Source organism: Nocardioides sp. Root240 (assembly GCF_001428825.1).
Classification (GTDB): domain Bacteria; phylum Actinomycetota; class Actinomycetes; order Propionibacteriales; family Nocardioidaceae; genus Nocardioides.
In genome coordinates this window covers 379106-397465 of record NZ_LMIT01000013.1, presented here as the reverse complement: position 1 = coordinate 397465, position 18360 = coordinate 379106, and the positions used below count along the sequence as shown (strand labels likewise).

Below are 18360 nucleotides of genomic sequence, written 5' to 3'. Positions count from 1 at the left end.
CCAGCCACTGATCAGCGCGTGGGGACGGCGAGTCCCTCGATCCGCACCGGCTTGCCGCTGGTGACCACGACGATCCTGATCTTGCCGGACCACGCGCCGGCGAAGCTCGCGACGGGGATCACGCGCTTGGTCGTCGTGCGGCTGGTCCTGAGCGCGACCGTCTTGACCAGGCGACTGCCGGCGTAGACCCGGACGGTGCCGTGCGTCGTGCCGCCGCTGGCGACGAGGGCGAGGCGCCGGGCGTTGCGGACGGAGTACGACAGCGACGCGCTGCGACGCGTGGTCGCGGCGACCTTGCCGCCGTACGACCTGGACGAGGTGGCCAGGGCCCAGCCGGCCGACCGGGTCAGTGAACGGGCCGGCACGGGGACCGTCCAGGTGCGGGCGGCGGGCGAGGCGTCGGCGTTGCCGGCCTGGTCGGTCGCCTTCGCGGTGAAGGTGTGCGTGCCCGGGGCGAGACCGGTCACGGTCTGTGCACCGCCGGCGCAGGTGCGCGCCCTGCCGTCGAGTGTGCACGCGAACCGGGAGCCAGCCTCCGACGAGCCGAGTGTGAAGGACGCCGAGGTCGACGGCACGATCGCGCCGTTGGCAGGGCCTGCGCCGAGGCTGGTGACGGGTGCGGTGGTGTCGCCCCCGCCGCCGGTGCCCGCCTGGGCGGCGAACAGCGGGACGTACGGCGTCACGTAGTACTTGTCACCGCCGTGGCCACCGACGTTGAAGGCGAACTGCAGGTGGTCGCCGGACTGCGAACGCGGGCACGGCGCGGTGCCCTCCCGGCGCTCGATGCAGGTGGGCGCCTGCGTCGCGGGGCCCTTGAGCTCGCGGGTGGAGCGGATCCGGAGCTGGAACTCGAGGATCTGGCCACGCTTGACCGTGAACGGCTTGTCACCGGTCTGGGTGATCGTCGCGCCGCCGTTGACCCCGTCCCAGTACTCGAGGCCTCCGGTCGAGAGGTTCGCCGGTGTCCCGGCGGTGTAGAGCGCCCACCGCACCGGCTCGTCGACGAACTGCACGCCGGCCGGCAGGATGATCTCCGGGATGGTGATGCCGGCCCCTTCAGCGTTGCAGGGCAGGCTGATCAGGCCGATGTAGCCGCGGATCCAGAACTCCTCGCCGATCTTCGGGACCTCGCCGGTCGGCGAGCGCCAGCCCGTGTTCGCGCTGAAGCCGATGCCCGGAGTCTGGGTGGGGCAGTTGATGATCGTGTCGGACGACGACGTGCCGTCCTGCCACTCGCTCTCGGCGGCGGACGCGGACCCGGCGAAGGTCGGGGCGACTCCGAGGAGACCGGTGGTGAGCAGTGCCGCGGAGAGTGCGGCGAGCCTGCGGATACGCATGACTTTCCTTTCGAGGTGGGGGATCTGCGGGGTTCAGCGGGTCGGGGCGGCGATGCCCTCGAGCCGGACGGGGCGACCTGACGTCACGACGACGACGCGGACCTTGCCGCTCCAGGCGCTGGCAAAGCCGGCGATCGGGACGACGCGCCGGGTGAGGGCGCGGCCGGTGCGGAGCGAGAAGGTCTTCAGGACCCGGCTGCCGGCGTAGACGCGGACGGTGCCGTGCGTCGGACCGCCACCGACGACGAGCGCGAGTCTCCGCGCCGCCTTCACCGAGTACGACGCCACGGCGTTGCGCCGGGTGGTCGACAGCACCTTGCCGCCATAGGCCGCGGACGAGCTGGTGAGCGACCACCCCGTCGTGCGGACCAACGAGCGGGCCGGGACGGGGACCGTCCAGGTGCGTGTCGCCGCGGTCGGGTCGGTGTTGCCGGCCAGGTCGGTCGCGGTGGCGGACAGGGTGTGCGTGCCCGGGGTCAGGCCGGAGAGCGTGAGCAGGCCGTGCGCGCAGGCGCGTGCCTTCCCGTCGAGGGTGCACGCCACCCGGGCGCCGGCCTCGCTCGCACCGAGCGTGACGGACGCCGTGGTGGAGGTCACGATCGCCCCGTCGGCAGGGCCGCCCGTCAGCGTGGTGTCCGGTGCGGCGACGTCGACGATCCAGCGCCGGACGGCCGGTGTCGGGTCGGTGTTGCCGGCCGCGTCGGTCCCCGCCGCGGTCAGCACGTGCTCACCGGGCGCGAGGTCGCGCAGCACGAAGGCCGCGTGGTTGCAGGGGATCGGCGCCGCGTCGAGGGTGCAGCCGATCCGGACCGCGGAGCCCGGCGTGGTGAGGAAGAAGTCCGCTCCGCGGCTGGCGACATGGCTGCCTTCGGCGGGTCCGCCGTCGATGGTGGTCTCCGGAGCGGCGGTGTCGATGGTCCACGTCCAGCGCGCCGGGGTCGGGTCGTACCAGCTGCCGTAGCGCGCGCCGACCGAGAAGGCGTGCACGCCGTCACCGAGGTTGTCGAAGCGGACCTGACCCTCGTTGGTGCAGGGGACCTCCACGCCGTCGAGCGCGCAGTCGTAGGCGTTGCCGGCCTGCGTGGCGAACCAGAACTGAGCGGTCCTGCTGTTCACCAGCTCGCCGGGCCTGCCGTACAGGTCGGTGTCGACCGACCGCACCTCGATCCGCCGGACCTCACTGAGGTTGCCGGACGCGTCCTCGGCGCGGACCTCGAAGCTGCGGGCGCCCTCGGCGAGGAGCACGTCGGTCGGCGTGGCACAGGTCGCCCAGGGGGCGCCGTCGATCCGGCACTCGTTGCGCGTCGCGCCCTCGTGGCTCCAGCTGAAGCGGAAGCCACCCTGGGTGAGCGGGGTCTGGATCGCCTGCACGTTGCTGACGACGGGCGCCTTCGTGTCGCGGAAGACCGCGACCGGGAACTTGCCGTTGGTGCCGAACGCGGAGGAGCCGACGCCGCACTCCTGGACACCGCTGCGCTCACGGAGCTGGTCGCAGCCCTGCCACTCCGTGAACTCCCAGTACGGCGGCGAGTAGAGCACGGAGGGGCGAAGCCACACCCATGCCTCGAAGGGCTCCTCGTTGCGGATCCGTGCACAGGTCAGCACCACACGGTGGTCGAGGTTCTGGCTCTGGTCGCAGGTGTCGGCGCCGCCGTCCTCGAGGGATCCCTCGACGACCCGGACGAATCCCGAGCCCTGGATGCCGATCGTGACGTTGACCTGGCCGGCGTGGGCCGGCGCGGCGAACGTCAGGGGGAACAGGCCGAGGCCGGCAGCGGTGAGGCCGCCCACCAGCCGGGCCAGGGCGCGCGGCCTCACGCCGTCTCCTCGACGAGGTCGGGCAGGGCGAGCCAGTCGGCCCAGGTGAGGTCGCGGCCGACGTACCGAGGGCGGGTGAGGGGCCAGGCGGCGGCGATCCACTGCGGGACGAAGGCATCCAGCGAGGCCTCGAGGTCCGAACCGAGCAGGGCGTCGACCACCCACCACGAGATCTCGGCGTCGGCGCCCACCTTGCTCGGCGGGTCGACGTAGACGCAGCCGAGGAGGGCGGTCTCCCCGGTGTCGAAGAGGCCGTAGAGGAACGACTCGTGCGCCTCGGTCTCGGCCGCGTGGTGGGCCAGGTCGTCGATGTCCGCGTCGCGGCTCAGGTGGGCAGGTGGCCAGCCCCAGGCCTGGCCGTAGATCGTCCAGAGGCGCTCGCGGGAGCTGCGCACGGCAGGCAGGTCCAGCTCGACGTCGGCGGGCCCCATCGGCCGTAGGTGGTGGCCGTCGGTCAACGCGACACGGGTCGGGTGGACCCAGCCGGCGGGCAGCCAGGGGTCGGGTTCGGTGCTCATGGGCCGAGCCTGTCCGGGGGCGCTTGGAGCGCGCTTGCGGTCGGCTTGCGACCGGTGGTCGGGACGAGGTCGCGCGGCGGACGCGCCGGCCCGGGGGTCAGTCCCGCAGCGCGAGGGCCTCCATGGCCGCCACGTCGAGGGCACGACCGGCGGCCATGTCCTCGTCGTACGACGGACCACGGCTCGCCCGCGCGGTCGCGGACGCCTGCTCGATCAGCGCCTCGTCCGGGCGGTAGTAGCCGTAGACGTTGCCGCCCGCTCCGGCGCGCAGCTCGGCTGCCGCACCGCGCAGCACCCCGACCCGCGCGAGGTCGCCGTCGCGGTCGAGGGACTCGACCACGGCCAGCGCCTCCAGCAGGTAGGCGAGGTTGGCGTGGTCGCGCGTCTCCTGGCTGAGCCGCACGCCTTCGGCGATCTGGTCGCGGGCACGACGGAAGTCGCCGCGGACCACGGAGACCTGGACGGCGGTGAACAGCGCGATGTAGACGGCGAGGGGGTCGTGGCGGCGGCGCCCGGCGGCCACGGCGTCGTCGACCAGCGAGGCCGCACGGTCGGCCTCCCCGCGCAGCAGTTCGACGGTGCCGAGCCACACGTGGGACAGGGTCCACAACCACTCGCCCTCGAGCCCGGCGGACTCGGTCAGCGCGATGGTCTCGTCGAAGACGGCGACCGCGGAGTCGAGGTCGTCCTCGGCAAGCGCGACCAGGCCGATGCCGCCGTACGCGTAGGGCAGGCCGTCGACGTCGCCGATCCGGCGCGCGAGGTCGGAGCTCGTCGTCCACTGCTCGCGCGCGAACGCCAGGTCTCCCTGCGCGAAGGCCAGCGCGGCAGCGACCGCGCCCGCCCGCACCCGGATCAGGTCGTCGGTCGCGACCTCGTGCACGGCCTCCATGAGGCGGCGGCCCTCGCGCAGCGCGCCGCGGACCCACCAGAACAGCCAGAGGTGCCAGCCGAGCCAGCCGCCGAGGTCGGGCTGTCCGGACACCAGCGACCACTCGATCGCGGCCACCATGTTGGCGTGCTCCAGCTCGATGCCGGCGAGGGTCTCCACCGTGCCGGGGCCGCGGAGCGACGGCTCGTAGTGGGCGGCCAGACCCGTGAAGTGGCGCAGGTGCGCGTCCCTGGCGACCCGCTCGTCGTCGGCGGAGAGCCGGGTCAGGGCGTACTGCGCGACCGGCTCGAGCAGGCGGAAACGCGGTCCGAGTGCGCCGTGCGGGTCCACGATGAGCAGTGACTGCTCCACCAGCGCGTCCAGGAGGGCGAGCAGGTTGCCACCGCCGTCGAGGTCGGCCAGCACGGCGGCCGCAGCATCGAGCCCGAACCCGCCGACGAACACGGCGAGCCGGGGGAACGCTGCCTGCTCGGCGGGGGACAGGAGCTCGAAGCTCCAGTCGATCGCCGCCCGCATGGTGCGCTGGCGCGGAGGCAGGTCGCGGGCGCCCTCGGCGGCCATCACCTCGTCGAGCCGCGCGAGCATCGCGGCCGGCGCGAGCAGGCGGACGCGTGCCGCGGCGAGCTCGATCGCCAGCGGGATGCCGGCGAGGCGGTGGACGAGCTGGACGACGTCCGGGTCGTCGGGCACGAAGGCCCGGCCCGTGGCGACCGCGGCGGCGCGGGTCACGAAAAGCTCGGCCGCGGCGTGCTGGTCGAGCGGGGTCAGCGGGTAGAGCACTTCGCCGCGCACCCGCAGCGGCGTCCGGCTCGTGACGAGGATGCGCAGGCCCGGGCAGGCGGCGGCCAGGGTTGCCACCTCCGGCCACGCGTCGACCAGGTGCTCGGCGTTGTCGAGCAGCAGCAGCTGCTCACGGTCCCGCAACAGGTCCAGCAGGGCCGCGAACGGGTCGCCGCCCTCCGCGACGCCGACCGCGTGCGCGATCGCCGGGATCACGGCGGTCTGGTCGCGAAGCGGTGCCAACGGCACGAGCACGGCGCCGTCAGCGAAGTGCTCCTCTGCCGCGCTCGCCACCGCCAGCGCGACGCGCGTCTTCCCGCAGCCACCGACGCCGGTGACCGTCACCAGCCGCGACGTCGGTGCGCGGAGCAGGCCGACGAGGTAGTCGACGTCGCGGTCGCGTCCGACGAGGTCTCCGAGCAGCAGGGTGGACGGGATGCCGCTCGGCGGCTTCGGCTTCGAGGTGAGCGTTGCCATCGGCGCGGCCGCGGCGGGGCGCAGGGCGGGGTCCTGCTCGAGGATCTGCTGGTACAGCCGTTGCACCGCGGGGCCCGGGTCCACGCCGAGGTCCTCGACGAGGCGGGTGCGCAGGGCGCCGTACTCCTCGAGGGCGTCGGCCTGCCGGCCCGCGAGGTAGAGCGCTCTCATCAGCTGGCCGCGCACCGACTCCCGCAACGGGTGCTGCGCCGCGAGCTCCTGCAGCCGGGCCACCGCACCGGCCGCGTGCCCGGCCCGCAGGTCGAGCTCGGCCGCGAGCTCCTCCCCGGTGAGCCGCACACCCTCCAGGCGCAGCGCCTCGGCCCGTGCGAACGGCTGCGGTACGTCGGCGAAGGGCTCCCCGCGCCACCACGCGAGCGCGCGCTCGAGTGCCGTCCGTGCCGTCGGTTCGTCGCCCGCCCCCAGCGCCTCCCGCGCCCGCTCCACGCCGGCCGTCAGCCGGTCGGCGTCGAGCGCCCCGTCGGGGATCTCGAGCCGGTAGCCGGGCGGTGCCGTCACGATCTCCGCCGGCACGCCGGCGTCGCGCAACCGCGCCCGCAGCCGGGAGATCACCGCCTGCAGGTTGGCCAGCGTGCCGCCGCGGCCGGTCTCGCCCCACACCCGGTCGAGCAGCATGTCGGTCGAGACGACGCGTCCGGCGTCGACCGCAAGTGCCGCCAGCGTCTCGCGGTGCCGCGGTGACCCCACGTCGATCGGCGCGCCCGTCGCGTCGAGGACCTCGATCGGTCCGAGGACCCGGAAGGGAACCTCGCTCACCTGATCGCCTCCGGACACCCGGCCAAGGCTAGAGGGGACGCCCGGGCGGTGCAGGCCTTTGGTCGAGGATCGGCAGCTCGGCGCGGTCCAGCACGACGCGGTCCATCTCCTCGCCGCCCCCGCACGTGCACAGGGCGACCGTCACCCGGTCGCCCTGCTCCGCCACGACGTCCCACTGGCCGCCGGACGCGATCCAGCGGTCGAGGGCGTCACGGGCGGGACTCATGCCGTCATGATCGCAGCCCGGAGGCTCAGGAGCCGACGACCACCGGGTAGATGTGGTCGGCCTCGAGGCCGTGCGCCTCGCGGTGCACGCGGGCCGCGGTCTCGGCGTCCGGGGCCTCGACCAGGCAGAAGATCTTGCCGTTGGTCTCGTCGACCCAGTAGCTCTTGTACTCGACGCCGTACTGCGCCTGGACCTTCAGGTCCTCGGCGTGGGCGCCGGCCACGTCGGCGGCGGTGGCGCCGTCGGGCATCGTCTCGTGGACGTCCATGAAGAGGGGCATCGTCTTCTCCTGTCGGGTGGTGGCTCTTGCTGTCACACTCAGCCTCGTGCCCCCGTCGCACACCGACCATGACCGAGGGGCCGCGATGGATGATCGTGACCCCGCCGCGGGGCTGGACGACGCCCTCGCGCAGCTCCGGCTGCAGGGCGCGATCTTCCTGCACGCGCAGTACACCGAGGGCTGGGCCTACCGCTCCGCGCCCAACGCCGACCTGGGCCGCGTGCTCGCCCCGCACGCCCGGCGGATCGTCCCGTTCCACGTCGTCGCCGCAGGGCGGTGCTGGATCGAGGTCGACGGCGACCGCCACTGGGCCGACGAGGGCGACGTGATCGTGCTGCCGTACGGCGACCCGCACGTCATGGGCGGCACCGAGGACGCCGAGGTGGTCGAGGCCCTCGCGCTCGTCCCGCCGCCGCCCTGGACCTCGATGCCCTTCATCGAGCACGGTCGCGGCGGCGCGCTCACCCACGTCGTGTGCGGCTACCTCGTCCCGGACTCGGTCCTCTTCGACCCCGAGCTGCGCGCGCTGCCCAAGGTGCTGGTCGTGAGTCCCCGCGGCCCGGCCGCGCACTGGGTCCGGGCCAGCCTCGACTACGCCCTGTCGCAGACCGCGCTCGACGCCCCCGACCACGGCGCGACTCCGCCGCACCTCGTCCAGCAGCTGCTCACCGAGGTGCTCAAGCTGCACCTCGCCGAGGCGCCCGCCTCGACCGTCGGCTTCCTGCGCGCGCTCCGCGACCCGGTCCTGGCGCCTGCCCTGGCCCGCATCCACCGCGACCCCGGGCACAAGTGGACGGTCGCTGAGCTGGCCGCGCTGGCCTGCTCCTCCGAGACGGTCCTCGACGAGCACTTCCGTGCGGTGCTGGGCGTCCCGCCCATCCGCTACCTCACCGCCTGGCGGATGCACGTCGCCCAGGACCTGCTGGCCACGTCCGACCTCGGCGTCGCCGCGATCGCGCGGCGCGTCGGCTACGAGTCGGAGGAGGCCTTCAGCCGGGCCTTCAAGCGCAAGCACGAGGTCGCGCCCAGCCACTGGCGGCGAGGTGCCGGTCCGGCTCCCGCCGTTTGAGCAGCCCTCAGTCGTCGCCGTGCAGCAGCCGGGCCAGGCGGTGCGCCGCAGCCCGCGCCTCGGCGGGCGCCGTACTGGTGTGGCCGTGGCTCGGCTCACCCGTGGCGGGGTCGACGACGAACGCCGCCCGACGCGCGTCCTCGCCACTGATCATGAAGATCTTCAGGACGGCGCCGGCGTTGCGCGGGACGGTGCCGACCGCCTCGGCGAACTCGGCGTAGGTCAGGGTCTGGTTGGCCAGTGCGGCCGCGCGCAGCACGGGCACCGCGGCGATGGCGGCATCGGCGTTGGACGTGGTGGCGCCCCGGGCCCGGCCCGTCCCGCCGGCGTTGCTGAGGAGGACCTCGTGGCTCGCCCACGGCTCGGTGGCGGTCGGCTGGGGGTCCAGGCCCGACTCGGCCAGCAGCGGCACGGTCGTCGACGCGTGGTCGGCGTGCACCCGCACCCGGCCGGCCATCACCCACACCAGGCGCTCGCCCGCGGCGTTGCTGCCCCAGTAGCCCGGACGGTTGCCGTTCTTGAAGTAGCGCCAGTCCGTGATCGAGGCGGCGCTCGCCACGCGGCTCAGGGTCTCGCGGTCGCGCCCGGTCCAGTTGGCGTTGAACGCGAGCATGCCGTCCAGGGTGTCGGTCGGCTGCATGGTGGTCTCGCTCGCTGCTGGGGGGGTGGGGCTTCGGGTCCTGTGAACCTACCCCGGGCGGGCGTCCAGCAGAGAGTTCTCGCGTAGGGGGCGGTCCTCCACAGGGCGCCGGCGCCACCCCTACCGCAATCGCGCGGTGTGGCTTACGGTTCACGCAGCCACAGCAGTCCTATCTCGGGGGAGTCGCCATGGCCCTGTTGCAGCCGACCCTGCCGCCCGGCGTCGGGTCCGCGCCGGCGTCCGACGACGTGGTCGCGCGCCTCGACGAGGACCTCCGCGCCGCCGTACGACGTGACGGCATCGACCCGCAGCACGAGGTCCCGGCCGTACGACGCCTCGCCACCGGCCTGGTCCGCGCCCACGACGAGCGCAGCCTCACCGGCGTGGTCGCCCCCGTCGCCGACGCCGACGCACTGGTGGCGGAGCTGGTCGCGCGGGTCGCGGGCTTCGGACCGCTGCAGCCGTACCTCGACGACCCGACCGTCGAGGAGCTGTGGATCAACAGCCCGGACCGGGTGTTCATCGCACGGCAGGGGCGCCACGAGCTGACCAACCTGGTGCTGACCGAGGCCCAGGTGACCGAGCTCGTCGAGCGGATGCTGAAGAGCACCGGGCGGCGGATCGACCTCAGCCGGCCGTTCGTCGACGCCATGCTGCCGGCGGGTCACCGGTTGCACGTCGTGCTCCAGGGCATCTCGCGCGGGTTCTCGGCGGTCAACATCCGCAAGTTCGTCGTCCGTGCCACGCGGCTCTCGGAGCTGGTCGAGCTCGGCACGCTGACGGCCCCCGCCGCGCACTTCCTCGAGGCGTCCGTGCGGGCCGGGTTGAACATCCTCGTGACCGGAGGGACCCAGGCCGGCAAGACGACCATGCTCAACTGCCTGGCGGCCGCGATCCCCGGTGGGGAGCGGGTGATCTCGGCCGAGGAGGTCTTCGAGATCCGGTTCGCGCACCCGGACTGGGTCGCCCTCCAGACGCGGCAGGAAGGCCTCGAGGGCACCGGTGAGATCCGGCTCCGCGACCTCGTGAAGGAGTCGCTGCGCATGCGGCCGAGCCGGATCATCGTCGGTGAGGTCCGGTCCGAGGAGTGCCTCGACCTCCTGCTGGCCCTCAACGCCGGGCTCCCGGGGATGTGCACCTTGCACGCCAACAGCGCCCGCGAGGCGCTCACCAAGGCCTGCACGCTGCCGCTGCTGGCCGGGGAGAACATCTCGGCCCGCTTCGTCGTCCCGACCGTGGCGGCGTCGGTCGACCTCGTCGTCCACCTCGCGCTCGACCCCTCGGGGGCGCGGCGGGTGGTCGAGATCGTGGCCGTGCCGGGGCGGATGGAGGGCGACGTCATCGAGACCGAGCCCGTGTTCGAGTGGCGCGACGGACGGCTGGAGCGGGGGATCGGGCTGCCGCCGCGGCTCGAGCACTTCCACCGCACCGGCACCGACGTCGTCCGCCTGCTCAACGGGGCCGGCTGAGCATGGGGGCGCTCGTCGGGCTCGGCGTCGGGGTCGGGTTGCTGCTGGTCTGGTCGGCCTTCCAGCAGCCGCGCGAGGAGCGACCGGCCCGTCCACGCAGGGGTCGCACCGGCGAGCTGCTCGCCGAGGCCGGCCTCCGCGATGTCTCGCCGAGGTCGCTCGTCGCCCTCTGCCTCGGCGCCGGACTCACCGCGGCGGTGCTGGTCCTGGGCACCACGCGGGCCGTGCCGGTCGCGCTGGTGTTCGGCGTCCTCGCGGGCTACCTGCCGTACGCCGTCGTGAAGGGTCGTGCGCGCCGGCGGCAGCGGGAGCTCGCGGAGGTGTGGCCCGAGGCCGTCGACGACCTCGCCTCCGCCGTACGGGCCGGGATGTCGTTGCCCGACGCCGTCGCGGCGCTGGCGGTGCGCGGCCCGGAGCCGTTGCGGCCGGCGTTCGACGCGTTCGCGCTCGACTACCAGGTCTCGGGGCGGTTCGGCGACTGCCTCGACCGGCTCAAGGACCGGCTGGCCGACCCCGTGGGCGACCGCGTCGTCGAGGGCCTGCGGATCGCGCGCGAGGTCGGCGGTGGTCAGCTCGGGAGGTTGCTCAGGAACCTGTCGAGCTACCTGCGCGACGACCTCCGCACCCGCTCCGAGCTCGAGGCCCGCCAGTCCTGGGCGGTCAACGGCGCGCGCGTCGGCGTGGCCGCACCGTGGGTCGTGCTGCTCGTCATGTCCACCCAGCGCACCGTGATCGAGCGCTACCAGTCGCCGGCCGGCGCGGTGGTGCTCACGCTCGGCGCCGTCGTCTGCGTCGTGGCCTACCGGCTGATGACCCGGCTCGGCCGACTGCCCGTCGAGCACCGAGTACTCCGGTGAGCCCGGCCATGTGGGGCGGGCTCATCGGACTCGGTACGACGGCCGGCGTGGCCCTCGTCGTCGCACGGGTCGCGGCGATCCGGCGCCCCCGACTCGAGGCGCGCGTGCTGCCCTACGTCCGCGACCTGACCCCCGCCCGGCGAGCCCCGGCGGCGGTCGTGCCGGGCAATGTCGTCGCGGCGGTGTTCGGCCCCGCGCTGCGCCGGGCGGCCGACGCGGTGGAGCGGGTGCTCGGTGGGACCCCGTCGGTGCGCCGCCGCCTCGGGCGGGCCGGGCTCGACCTGACGGTCCACGAGTTCCGCGTGCAGCAGGTCCTCTGGGGGCTCGCGGGCTTCGGGATCGCCGCCGCCTACGGCCTGCTGCGCACGTGGAGCCGCCCCGGCAACCCGCTGCCGCTGCTGGTGGTGTGCGGCGTCGCCTTCGTCTTCGGCGTGCTGCTGCGCGACAACCGGCTGAGTGCGCAGGTCCGCGCGCGGGAGGCCGCGATCGTGGCGGAGTTCCCGACGATCGCCGAGCTCCTCGCGCTCAGTGTCGCCGCGGGGGAGGCCCCGGTGGCGGCGCTCGGGAGGGTCGTGCGCCGCAGCGGCGGCGAGCTGTCGCGCGACCTCTCCGAGGTGCTCGCCCGGATCCGCACGGGCGACCCGGTCGCCGACGCCTTCGACCACCTGGCGGCGACGACGGGGGTGCCGATCGTGGCGCGCTTCGCGCACGGGATCGCGGTGGCGGTCGAACGGGGCACCCCGCTGGCCGACGTGCTGCACGCGCAGGCCGCCGACGTCCGCGAGGCGGGTCGTCGCGCGCTGATCGAGCAGGCCTCGCGCAAGGAGATCCTGATGCTGGTCCCCGTCGTCTTCCTCGTCCTACCCGTCACCGTCATGTTCGCCTTCTGGCCCGGATTCATCGGCCTCTCGCTCAGCTACTGACCTCGCACCTCTCGGGAAGGAAACACCGTGCGCACTCCGATCGACCTGCTCCGCCGACGATGGCGGGCCCCGGGCCAGCACGACCAGCGCGGCGACGTACCGGGCTGGGTCCTGGTGACCGTGATGACCATCGGCCTCGGCGTGGCGATCTTCGGCCTCGCCCGGCCGCAGCTGCTCGCGATCCTTCAGTCGGCGCTCAACTCGGTGAGGTGAGGGAGGGGATGGGCAGGCGCCGCCACGACCAGCGCGGCTCGGCCCTCGTCGACTTCACCCTCGTCACGGTGGTCCTGCTGCCGGTCGTGCTCGGGATCCTGCAGGTCGCGCTGGTGCTGCACGTGCGCACCACCCTCGCGGCCGCGGCGTCCGAGGGCGCCCGGCTGGCAGCGACGTCGGGCAGCAGTCCCGGCGACGGGGTGGCGCGGACGCGTGAGCAGATCGCGGAGTCGGTGGGCGGCCGGTACGCCGAGGACGTCGACGTACGCCGGGTCACGGTCGCCGGTGCCCCGGCGGTGGAGATCAGCGTGCACGCGAAGGTCCCGGCGCTCGGCCTCGGCGGCCCGGCCGTCGAGTTCACGGTCTTTGGGCGGGCGGTCGTGGAGGACCCGCGGTGAGCCGTCGGCGACGCGCGGACGAGCGTGGCAGCGGCCTGGTCGAGGTGATCTGGATGGGCGTGCTGCTCCTGCTCCCGCTGCTGTGGATCGTGCTGTCGGTGTTCGAGGTGCAGCGCGGTTCGTTCGGCGTGAGCGGTGCGGCACGGGCCGCGGCGCGCGCCTACGCCCTCGCGCCCGACGACGCCGTGGGGGAGCGGCGGGCGCTGGTGGTCGCACGCCAGACGCTCGCCGACCAGGGCCTGCACGACGTGCCGCTCAGCGTCACGGTGACCTGCTCGCCGTACCCGCACCAGTGCCACAGCGGCACCTCCGTGATCACCGTCCGCATCACGTCGGCCGTGCGGTTGCCGCTGCTGCCCGACGTGCTCGGCAGCGGGGCGCCGACCTTCCGGCTCAGCGCCGAGCACACCGTCCCGATCGGCCGCTACCAGGAGATCGACCGCCGATGATTCGTGACGAGCGCGGCAGCTCGACGCCGCTGATCATCGCGTTCATGGCGGTGATCCTGCTGCTGGTCGCCGTCGTGGTCGACGCGAGCGCCGCCTTCCTCGCCCGCCAGCGACTCGACGAGCTGGCCGACGGCGCCGCGCTGCAGGGGGCCGACCTCGGTGCGCAGGGCAGGGACGCGTACGACGGCGGACTCGCCCGCGACGACCTCGCGATCAGCGACCGCGAGGCCGAGCGGGCCGTGCGGGCCTACCTCCGCGACTCCGGGGCCGAGCAGGACCACCCGGGCCTCCGGGCGGTCGTGCACGTCGACGGCGACCGGGTGGTCGTCGAGCTGGTCGCGCCGGTCGACCTGCCGCTCTCGCTCCCGGGCGGCCCGGAGCGGCCGTCGGTCCGTTCGGTCGGCTCCGCGGTCGTCGATCCGGAGGAGTGAGGTCAGCCGACCAGGTTGCCGCGTGCGGACGAGCCGAGGTTGTTGGCGTCGCCGGCGAAGGTCGCGACGTACCCGCCGTTGAGCGTCAGCGCCAGTTTCTGGGTGCGGGCGTCGCAGATCGCGACGCCGGAGGCGTCCGTGGTCGCCGTGCAGAGCGCGGTCCTGCCGGCCGTGAACGTCACCGGCAGCCCGGCTGTCACCGTGCCCCCGCCTCGCACCGTCGCGCGGAGCACGCCGTTCGGCATCGCGAAGGGGTTCAGGCCGAGGAACACGGGCGCGGCGCTCATCGTGGTCGCGCGCTTCGCGACCACGAGGTCGAAGGACGTCGCGGTGCTGGGTTCGAACCCCGGACTGGATCCGTACGACGCCCCGACCCGGTGCGGCCCGGCGCCGAGGGTGTCGAGGTCGAGACCGGCGAGGGAGGTCACGCCGGCGCCGGGAACGGGAGCAACGGTGCCGACCGCGTGCCCGTCGACGGTGAAGGTGACTGCGCCGCCGGTCGGGGCGCCCATGTCCGCGACGGTGGAGGTCACCAGGCCGTCGAGGTGTACAGGGTCGCCGTAGGTCAACGAGCCGCCCTGGTGGGTGACGGAGGTGGTGGTCGGGACGAGGCGTCCGTAGAGGTCGACCTGTCCTTCGGAGTACTCGAAGTGGGCGTCCCCCGAGTACCTGGCGACGATCCTGGTCGAACCCGCCGGCACCTCGGTCGTGACGCTCGCTGTGCCGTCCTCCCCGACGGGACGGACGGCAACGACGTCGTCGCGGTCACGGAAGGTGACGGTCCCCGTCAGCTCCGCGGCGTCGGTCGACGGAGTGACCGTGGCGGTCACCGTGACGCGCTGCTGTGCCCACGGTGTGGCCGGACTCGCGGTCACGCTGACGGAGGTCTCGGCAGGCACCACGTCGTAGGGGTACTCGTGCGTCGATGCCGGGGCGAACCGGTCGTCTCCAGCGAACGTGGCGTAGAGCGTGTAGGAGCCGGGTTCGAGATGCCCGGGGAAGGTGAAGTGCGCCTCGCTCCAGGCGTTGCCGGTGGGCTCGAGCGCAGCAGTTCCGACCGCGCGACCGCTCGCGAACACGGTGACCGGACTGAGGACCGGGCCCGCCTCCGAGAGGCCGTAGACCGTCACGTCGACGGGATCGCCGTAGAACGACCAGATCTCGTGCGGGGAGAGCACGAGATAGGCCGGCTCCCGCCCGTCGTCGGCCCGCGCGGCCGGCAGCGGCACCGGGCCGGTGGCGACGAGCGGCGCCGTCAGGAGCAGGGCGACGAGCAGGCGACGTACCAGGAGCATCCGTCGATTGAAACAGCCGAACCGCCCCGGCGAAGGCGAATTGGCAGGAACAGGCAAGTAAAAGAAGAGCTGCCCGAGGCGACCGAAGTCGCCACGGGCAGCTCTCGTGGGGGAGGGGGATGGCTCAGTCGTTCGGGTCCTCCCAGACCATCGACGCGTGGGCCGGGGCGTAGTTCTGGTTGCCGGCGAACCACACCTCGAAGCCCTGCAGGATGAGCGCACCGATCCGCATCGGCGCGTCACACATGGCGTAGCCGTTCGCGTCCGTCACCCGGTCGCACTGACCGGCCTGGAACGGGGCCGTGGTGAAGGTGATCGCCTGACCGGCGAGCGGCACGCCGCCCAGGCCGTACAGGTTCGCCTCCACGCGCGACCAGTTGTCCTGCGGCATGTCCGCCACGTCGTGCGCCACCAGCGTCGGGGTCGCGCGGTCCACCACCTGCAGCAGCACCGGGGACGTGCTGGTGGCGTGCGAGCCGTCGCCGCTGTACGTCGCGGTGACCTCGTGGTTGCCGCCGGTCAGGCCCTCGACCTCGAGGGACGCCGTGGTCGCGCCGCCGGAGGTGGACAGGTCGGCCGAGCCGAGGACGTTGCCGTCGGAGCGGAACACGACCGAGCCGGTCGGGGTGCTCGCACCGGGGGCACCGTTCGCGACGGTGGCGGTGAGGGTCACCGTGTCGCCGTACACGATCGGGTTCGCGTCCGAGGCGATGCCGGTGACCGTGCCGACGGAGCCGACCGTCTGCGTGGTCGTGGCGGTGCTGCCCTCGAAGTTGAAGTTGCCGACGTAGACCGCACGGACCTCGTGCTGTCCGGGCGCCAGCGCCGCCGTCGCGAACGACGCCGTGCTGGTCCCCGCCGCCGAGGCCGGCGTCAGGCCGGTCGCGCCGAGCAGGGTGCCGCCGCGCCAGAACTGGACCGTGCCGGTGGGCTTGCCCGTGGCCGGGGCGAGTGCCGTGACCGTGGCGGTGAAGGTCACCGTCTGGCCGTGGTCGGAGGTCGCGTCGTCGGACTCCAGCGCCGTGCTCGTCGAACCCTTGGCGACGTTCTGGCCGTTGCCCTGGTCGAGCACGCCCGTGCTGGCGACGAACCGGGAGTCACCGCTGTAGACCGCGGAGATCCGGTAGGTGCCGGGCGACAGCGAGCTGAACGCGTTGCTCTGGGCCGAGCCGTTCGCCACGGCCACCGGACCACCGAGGTTGGCGCCGTTGACCGTGAACTGGACGGTGCCGGTCGGGTTGCCGGCGCCCGGGGCGACCGGGCTGACCTGCGCGGTGAAGCGCACGCCCTGGCCCGACTGCGAGGGGTTCGCCGACGACGTCACGACGGTCGAGGTCTGGGCCCGCTGGACCTTCTGCGCGACCGAGCCGTTGCTGCCGTTGAAGCTGTTGTCGCCGTCGTACGTCGCCACGATCGCGTGCTGCCCGACACCGAGGTCGTCCACGGTGATCGAGCCGACGCCGCCGGTGCTGGAGTCGACGTCGGCCGTGCCGAGGACGGTGCTGCCGTCGGTGAAGGTGATCGTCCCGGAGGGCGAGCCCGCGCCGGGGGCGAGGACCGAGACCGCCGCGGTGAAGGTCACCGGCTGGCCGAAGGCCGACACCGGCGCCGAGCTGGAGACGACCGTCTTGGTCGACGCCTTGTTGACGGTGTGGTTGGCCACCGGCGAGGTGCTGGTGACGAAGTTCGGGTCGGCGCTGAGGTACGTCGCCCTCACCGTGTGCGCACCGCGGGCCAGCGTGCTGAGCTGGATCTCGGCGGCACCGTCGACCAGCGTCGCGAACGGACCGGGCTGGCCGTCGATCTCGAACTGGACCGCCCCCTCCGGGGTGCCCGTGGCAGGGCTGACCGGGCTGACGGTCGCGGAGACGGTGATCTCCTGGCCGACGACCGAGGGGTTCGGCGAGGTGGTGACGGCGGTGGTGGTGTGTGCCGCCGCGACCTCCTGGTCGAGGCTGTCCGCGGCGCCCGCGAACTTGTCGTCACCCTCGTAGTTGGCGGTGATGACGTGCTCGCCGGCGTCGAGGCCGGTGGCCGGGGAGACCGCGGTGCCGTTGTTGAGCGGCACCGGGGCACCGATCGGGTCACCGTCGGCGAAGAACTGGACGGTGCCGGTCGGCTGACCCGTGCCGGGACCGACCACGTCGACCTCGGCGGTGAAGGTGAGCGGCTCGCCCGCGACGGCGTCGTCGTTCGAGCTGCTGAGCGCGAGGCTCGTGTCCGCGCGGTTGACGCCATGGGTGAGCGTCGCCGAGCTGCTGGAGGCGAAGTCCGCGTTGCCGTTGTACGTCGCCTGCACGTCGTGGTTGCCGGGCGTCAGGTTGCTCACGGTCAGCTCGGCGGTGTCGCCGTCGAGCGGGATCGCGGTGCCGTAGGGGTCGCCGTCGATGGTGAACTGGACACCGCCGGCGGGGTCGCCGGCGCCGGGGGCGACGACGTCGACCTCGGCGCTGAAGGTGACGGCCTGGCCGGTGACGGTCGGCGATCCGGTGCTGGTCAGCACCGTCGAGGTGGGCGCCTTGCCGACGACCAACGTCTTGTCGGTCGCAGTGCTGGCGAGCAGGTTGCCGTCGCCGTTGAACCGGGCGCCGATGGCGTGGTTGCCGGTGCTGAGCGTCGCGATGGAGCCCGACGTCGCCGTACCGCCGCTCACCGCGACGGGGGTGCCGAAGTCGTCGCCGTCGATGGTGAACTGGACGGTGCCGGTCGGATCACTGGTCCCGTTGACCCGGACCACCTGCGCGGTGAAGGACGCTGCCTGGCCGTGCACGACCGGGGTCGGCTGCACGACCGTGGTCGTCGACGGGTTCTTCTGCACCGTGAAGGGCGTCGAGGCCGACGACGGCTTGTAGAACGACGTCTGCGCGAAGGACGCGGTGACGCTCGCCGAGCGCGGCGGACCGGAGATCGGCAGCGACGCCGTGGCGACGCCGTTGGCGTCGGTCGTGGCGTTGACGGACGTACCGCCCGACAGCGAGAAGGTCACCGTCTGGCCGGGCACCACGGAGGACGCCAGGTTGGGGTCGGTGAGCGTCGCCTTCGCCGTGACCGAGGTGTTCTGCGGGCCCTCGGTCGCGCCGGTGTAGGCGAGCTGGGTGATGTTGTCGATCGTCACCGACCGGTTGGTCGTGTTGGTGCTGTTGGTGCAGTAGAGGAAGCCGGAGCGCTTCCGCTCGATCGCCCGCGCCGTGTAGGCGCCGTTGGCGTAGGCGTGCGTGTCGAAGGTGGCCGACTTGGCGCCGGTCCCGCCCTGCACGCTCTCGAAGACGACCGTGTTGCCGCTGTTGATCAGCTGCAGCGTGGTCTGCGGGCTGCTGCCGCTGAGGCAGCCGGTGCCGTCGGAGGCGCCACCCGCCGAGATGGTGGCGTTGCCACGGAGCACCGCGTTCGCCGCGGGTGCTGTGATGTCGGCTGCTGCCGACGAGGCCAGCAGTACCGGGGTGCCGAGGGCCAGCGTCGACGCAGCGACGAGGGAGATCAGTCTGCGCACGGGATTTCCTTTCACCATGGC

General features: G+C 73.4%; 17 protein-coding genes. 8 read left to right on the top strand and 9 right to left on the bottom strand.

Annotated elements, in window-relative coordinates; all coding sequences use genetic code 11:
- Nucleotides 1-11: 11 nt before the first annotated feature.
- The 6 genes from ASE20_RS19360 to ASE20_RS19335 all read right to left on the bottom strand — a co-directional run bounded on the left by ASE20_RS19360 (nucleotide 12) and on the right by ASE20_RS19335 (nucleotide 7105).
- Nucleotides 12-1337 (bottom strand): hypothetical protein, encoded by a 1326-nt coding sequence (locus ASE20_RS19360; RefSeq protein ID WP_056896187.1) that lies wholly within the window; start codon nucleotides 1335-1337, stop codon nucleotides 12-14.
- A gap of 33 nt (nucleotides 1338-1370) precedes the next feature.
- Nucleotides 1371-3155: a hypothetical protein gene (locus ASE20_RS19355; protein ID WP_056896186.1), complete on the bottom strand. Its 1785-nt coding sequence runs from the start codon at nucleotides 3153-3155 to the stop codon at nucleotides 1371-1373.
- The gene (locus ASE20_RS19350; RefSeq protein WP_056896185.1) at nucleotides 3152-3673 is read right to left on the bottom strand and encodes a GNAT family N-acetyltransferase; all 522 of its coding nucleotides are present in this window, start codon (nucleotides 3671-3673) and stop codon (nucleotides 3152-3154) included. The genes ASE20_RS19355 and ASE20_RS19350 overlap by 4 nt, the downstream gene beginning before the upstream one ends.
- A gap of 97 nt (nucleotides 3674-3770) precedes the next feature.
- Complete coding sequence (locus tag ASE20_RS19345; RefSeq protein ID WP_056896184.1) at nucleotides 3771-6599, bottom strand: BTAD domain-containing putative transcriptional regulator; 2829 nt, start codon at nucleotides 6597-6599, stop codon at nucleotides 3771-3773.
- A gap of 28 nt (nucleotides 6600-6627) precedes the next feature.
- Nucleotides 6628-6825 carry a hypothetical protein gene (locus ASE20_RS19340; RefSeq protein WP_056896183.1) on the bottom strand — a complete coding sequence of 66 codons (198 nt, stop codon included), beginning with the start codon at nucleotides 6823-6825 and terminating at the stop codon, nucleotides 6628-6630.
- A gap of 25 nt (nucleotides 6826-6850) precedes the next feature.
- Complete coding sequence (locus ASE20_RS19335) at nucleotides 6851-7105, bottom strand: DUF4242 domain-containing protein (RefSeq protein ID WP_056896182.1); 255 nt, start codon at nucleotides 7103-7105, stop codon at nucleotides 6851-6853.
- A gap of 85 nt (nucleotides 7106-7190) precedes the next feature.
- Here ASE20_RS19335 and ASE20_RS19330 point away from each other — a divergent pair, with 85 nt between their 5' ends.
- Entirely contained in the window at nucleotides 7191-8174 is a 984-nt protein-coding gene (locus ASE20_RS19330; protein ID WP_056896181.1) for an AraC family transcriptional regulator, read from the top strand.
- A gap of 7 nt (nucleotides 8175-8181) precedes the next feature.
- Here ASE20_RS19330 and ASE20_RS19325 read toward each other — a convergent pair whose 3' ends face one another.
- Complete coding sequence (locus ASE20_RS19325) at nucleotides 8182-8814, bottom strand: hypothetical protein (protein WP_056896180.1); 633 nt, start codon at nucleotides 8812-8814, stop codon at nucleotides 8182-8184.
- A 188-nt stretch (nucleotides 8815-9002) separates the two neighbouring features.
- On the opposite strand from ASE20_RS19325, the gene ASE20_RS19320 reads away from it, so the two are divergent.
- Genes ASE20_RS19320 through ASE20_RS19290 form a run of 7 tightly spaced genes read left to right on the top strand, consistent with a single transcriptional unit; the run spans nucleotide 9003 to nucleotide 13554 of the window.
- The gene (locus ASE20_RS19320; RefSeq protein WP_082612597.1) at nucleotides 9003-10283 is read left to right on the top strand and encodes a CpaF family protein; all 1281 of its coding nucleotides are present in this window, start codon (nucleotides 9003-9005) and stop codon (nucleotides 10281-10283) included.
- Nucleotides 10284-10285: 2 nt separating this feature from the next.
- Nucleotides 10286-11140, top strand: coding sequence for a type II secretion system F family protein (locus tag ASE20_RS19315; RefSeq protein ID WP_056896179.1), 855 nt, complete (start codon nucleotides 10286-10288; stop codon nucleotides 11138-11140).
- Nucleotides 11137-12063 (top strand): type II secretion system F family protein, encoded by a 927-nt coding sequence (locus ASE20_RS19310; RefSeq protein ID WP_056896178.1) that lies wholly within the window; start codon nucleotides 11137-11139, stop codon nucleotides 12061-12063. Before ASE20_RS19315 ends, ASE20_RS19310 begins: the two co-directional genes overlap by 4 nt.
- 27 nt (nucleotides 12064-12090) lie before the next feature.
- Nucleotides 12091-12276: a hypothetical protein gene (locus ASE20_RS19305; protein ID WP_056896177.1), complete on the top strand. Its 186-nt coding sequence runs from the start codon at nucleotides 12091-12093 to the stop codon at nucleotides 12274-12276.
- 8 nt (nucleotides 12277-12284) lie between these two features.
- Nucleotides 12285-12674 (top strand): TadE/TadG family type IV pilus assembly protein, encoded by a 390-nt coding sequence (locus tag ASE20_RS19300; RefSeq protein ID WP_056896176.1) that lies wholly within the window; start codon nucleotides 12285-12287, stop codon nucleotides 12672-12674.
- Nucleotides 12671-13123 carry a hypothetical protein gene (locus ASE20_RS19295; RefSeq protein WP_056896175.1) on the top strand — a complete coding sequence of 151 codons (453 nt, stop codon included), beginning with the start codon at nucleotides 12671-12673 and terminating at the stop codon, nucleotides 13121-13123. Before ASE20_RS19300 ends, ASE20_RS19295 begins: the two co-directional genes overlap by 4 nt.
- On the top strand, nucleotides 13120-13554 hold the full coding sequence (locus tag ASE20_RS19290; protein ID WP_056896174.1) for a pilus assembly protein TadG-related protein: 435 nt from the start codon (nucleotides 13120-13122) through the stop codon (nucleotides 13552-13554). The genes ASE20_RS19295 and ASE20_RS19290 overlap by 4 nt, the downstream gene beginning before the upstream one ends.
- A 2-nt stretch (nucleotides 13555-13556) precedes the next feature.
- Here ASE20_RS19290 and ASE20_RS19285 read toward each other — a convergent pair whose 3' ends face one another.
- The gene (locus ASE20_RS19285) at nucleotides 13557-14849 is read right to left on the bottom strand and encodes an Ig-like domain-containing protein (RefSeq protein WP_056896173.1); all 1293 of its coding nucleotides are present in this window, start codon (nucleotides 14847-14849) and stop codon (nucleotides 13557-13559) included.
- Nucleotides 14850-14973: 124 nt separating this feature from the next.
- Nucleotides 14974-18339: a beta strand repeat-containing protein gene (locus tag ASE20_RS19280; protein WP_056896172.1), complete on the bottom strand. Its 3366-nt coding sequence runs from the start codon at nucleotides 18337-18339 to the stop codon at nucleotides 14974-14976.
- Nucleotides 18340-18360: the final 21 nt, after the last annotated feature.

Excerpts from the sequence above, each read along its gene's own strand:
- ASE20_RS19360 (WP_056896187.1), bottom strand. The coding sequence starts at position 1,337 with ATGCGTATCCGCAGGCTCGCCGCACTCTCCGCGGCACTGCTCACCACC.
- ASE20_RS19350 (WP_056896185.1), bottom strand. The coding sequence starts at position 3,673 with ATGAGCACCGAACCCGACCCCTGGCTGCCCGCCGGCTGGGTCCACCCG.
- ASE20_RS19340 (WP_056896183.1), bottom strand. The coding sequence starts at position 6,825 with ATGAGTCCCGCCCGTGACGCCCTCGACCGCTGGATCGCGTCCGGCGGC.
- ASE20_RS19335 (WP_056896182.1), bottom strand. The coding sequence starts at position 7,105 with ATGCCCCTCTTCATGGACGTCCACGAGACGATGCCCGACGGCGCCACC.
- ASE20_RS19330 (WP_056896181.1), top strand. The coding sequence starts at position 7,191 with ATGGATGATCGTGACCCCGCCGCGGGGCTGGACGACGCCCTCGCGCAG.
- ASE20_RS19325 (WP_056896180.1), bottom strand. The coding sequence starts at position 8,814 with ATGCAGCCGACCGACACCCTGGACGGCATGCTCGCGTTCAACGCCAAC.
- ASE20_RS19320 (WP_082612597.1), top strand. The coding sequence starts at position 9,003 with ATGGCCCTGTTGCAGCCGACCCTGCCGCCCGGCGTCGGGTCCGCGCCG.
- ASE20_RS19315 (WP_056896179.1), top strand. The coding sequence starts at position 10,286 with ATGGGGGCGCTCGTCGGGCTCGGCGTCGGGGTCGGGTTGCTGCTGGTC.
- ASE20_RS19300 (WP_056896176.1), top strand. The coding sequence starts at position 12,285 with ATGGGCAGGCGCCGCCACGACCAGCGCGGCTCGGCCCTCGTCGACTTC.
- ASE20_RS19290 (WP_056896174.1), top strand. The coding sequence starts at position 13,120 with ATGATTCGTGACGAGCGCGGCAGCTCGACGCCGCTGATCATCGCGTTC.
- ASE20_RS19285 (WP_056896173.1), bottom strand. The coding sequence starts at position 14,849 with ATGCTCCTGGTACGTCGCCTGCTCGTCGCCCTGCTCCTGACGGCGCCG.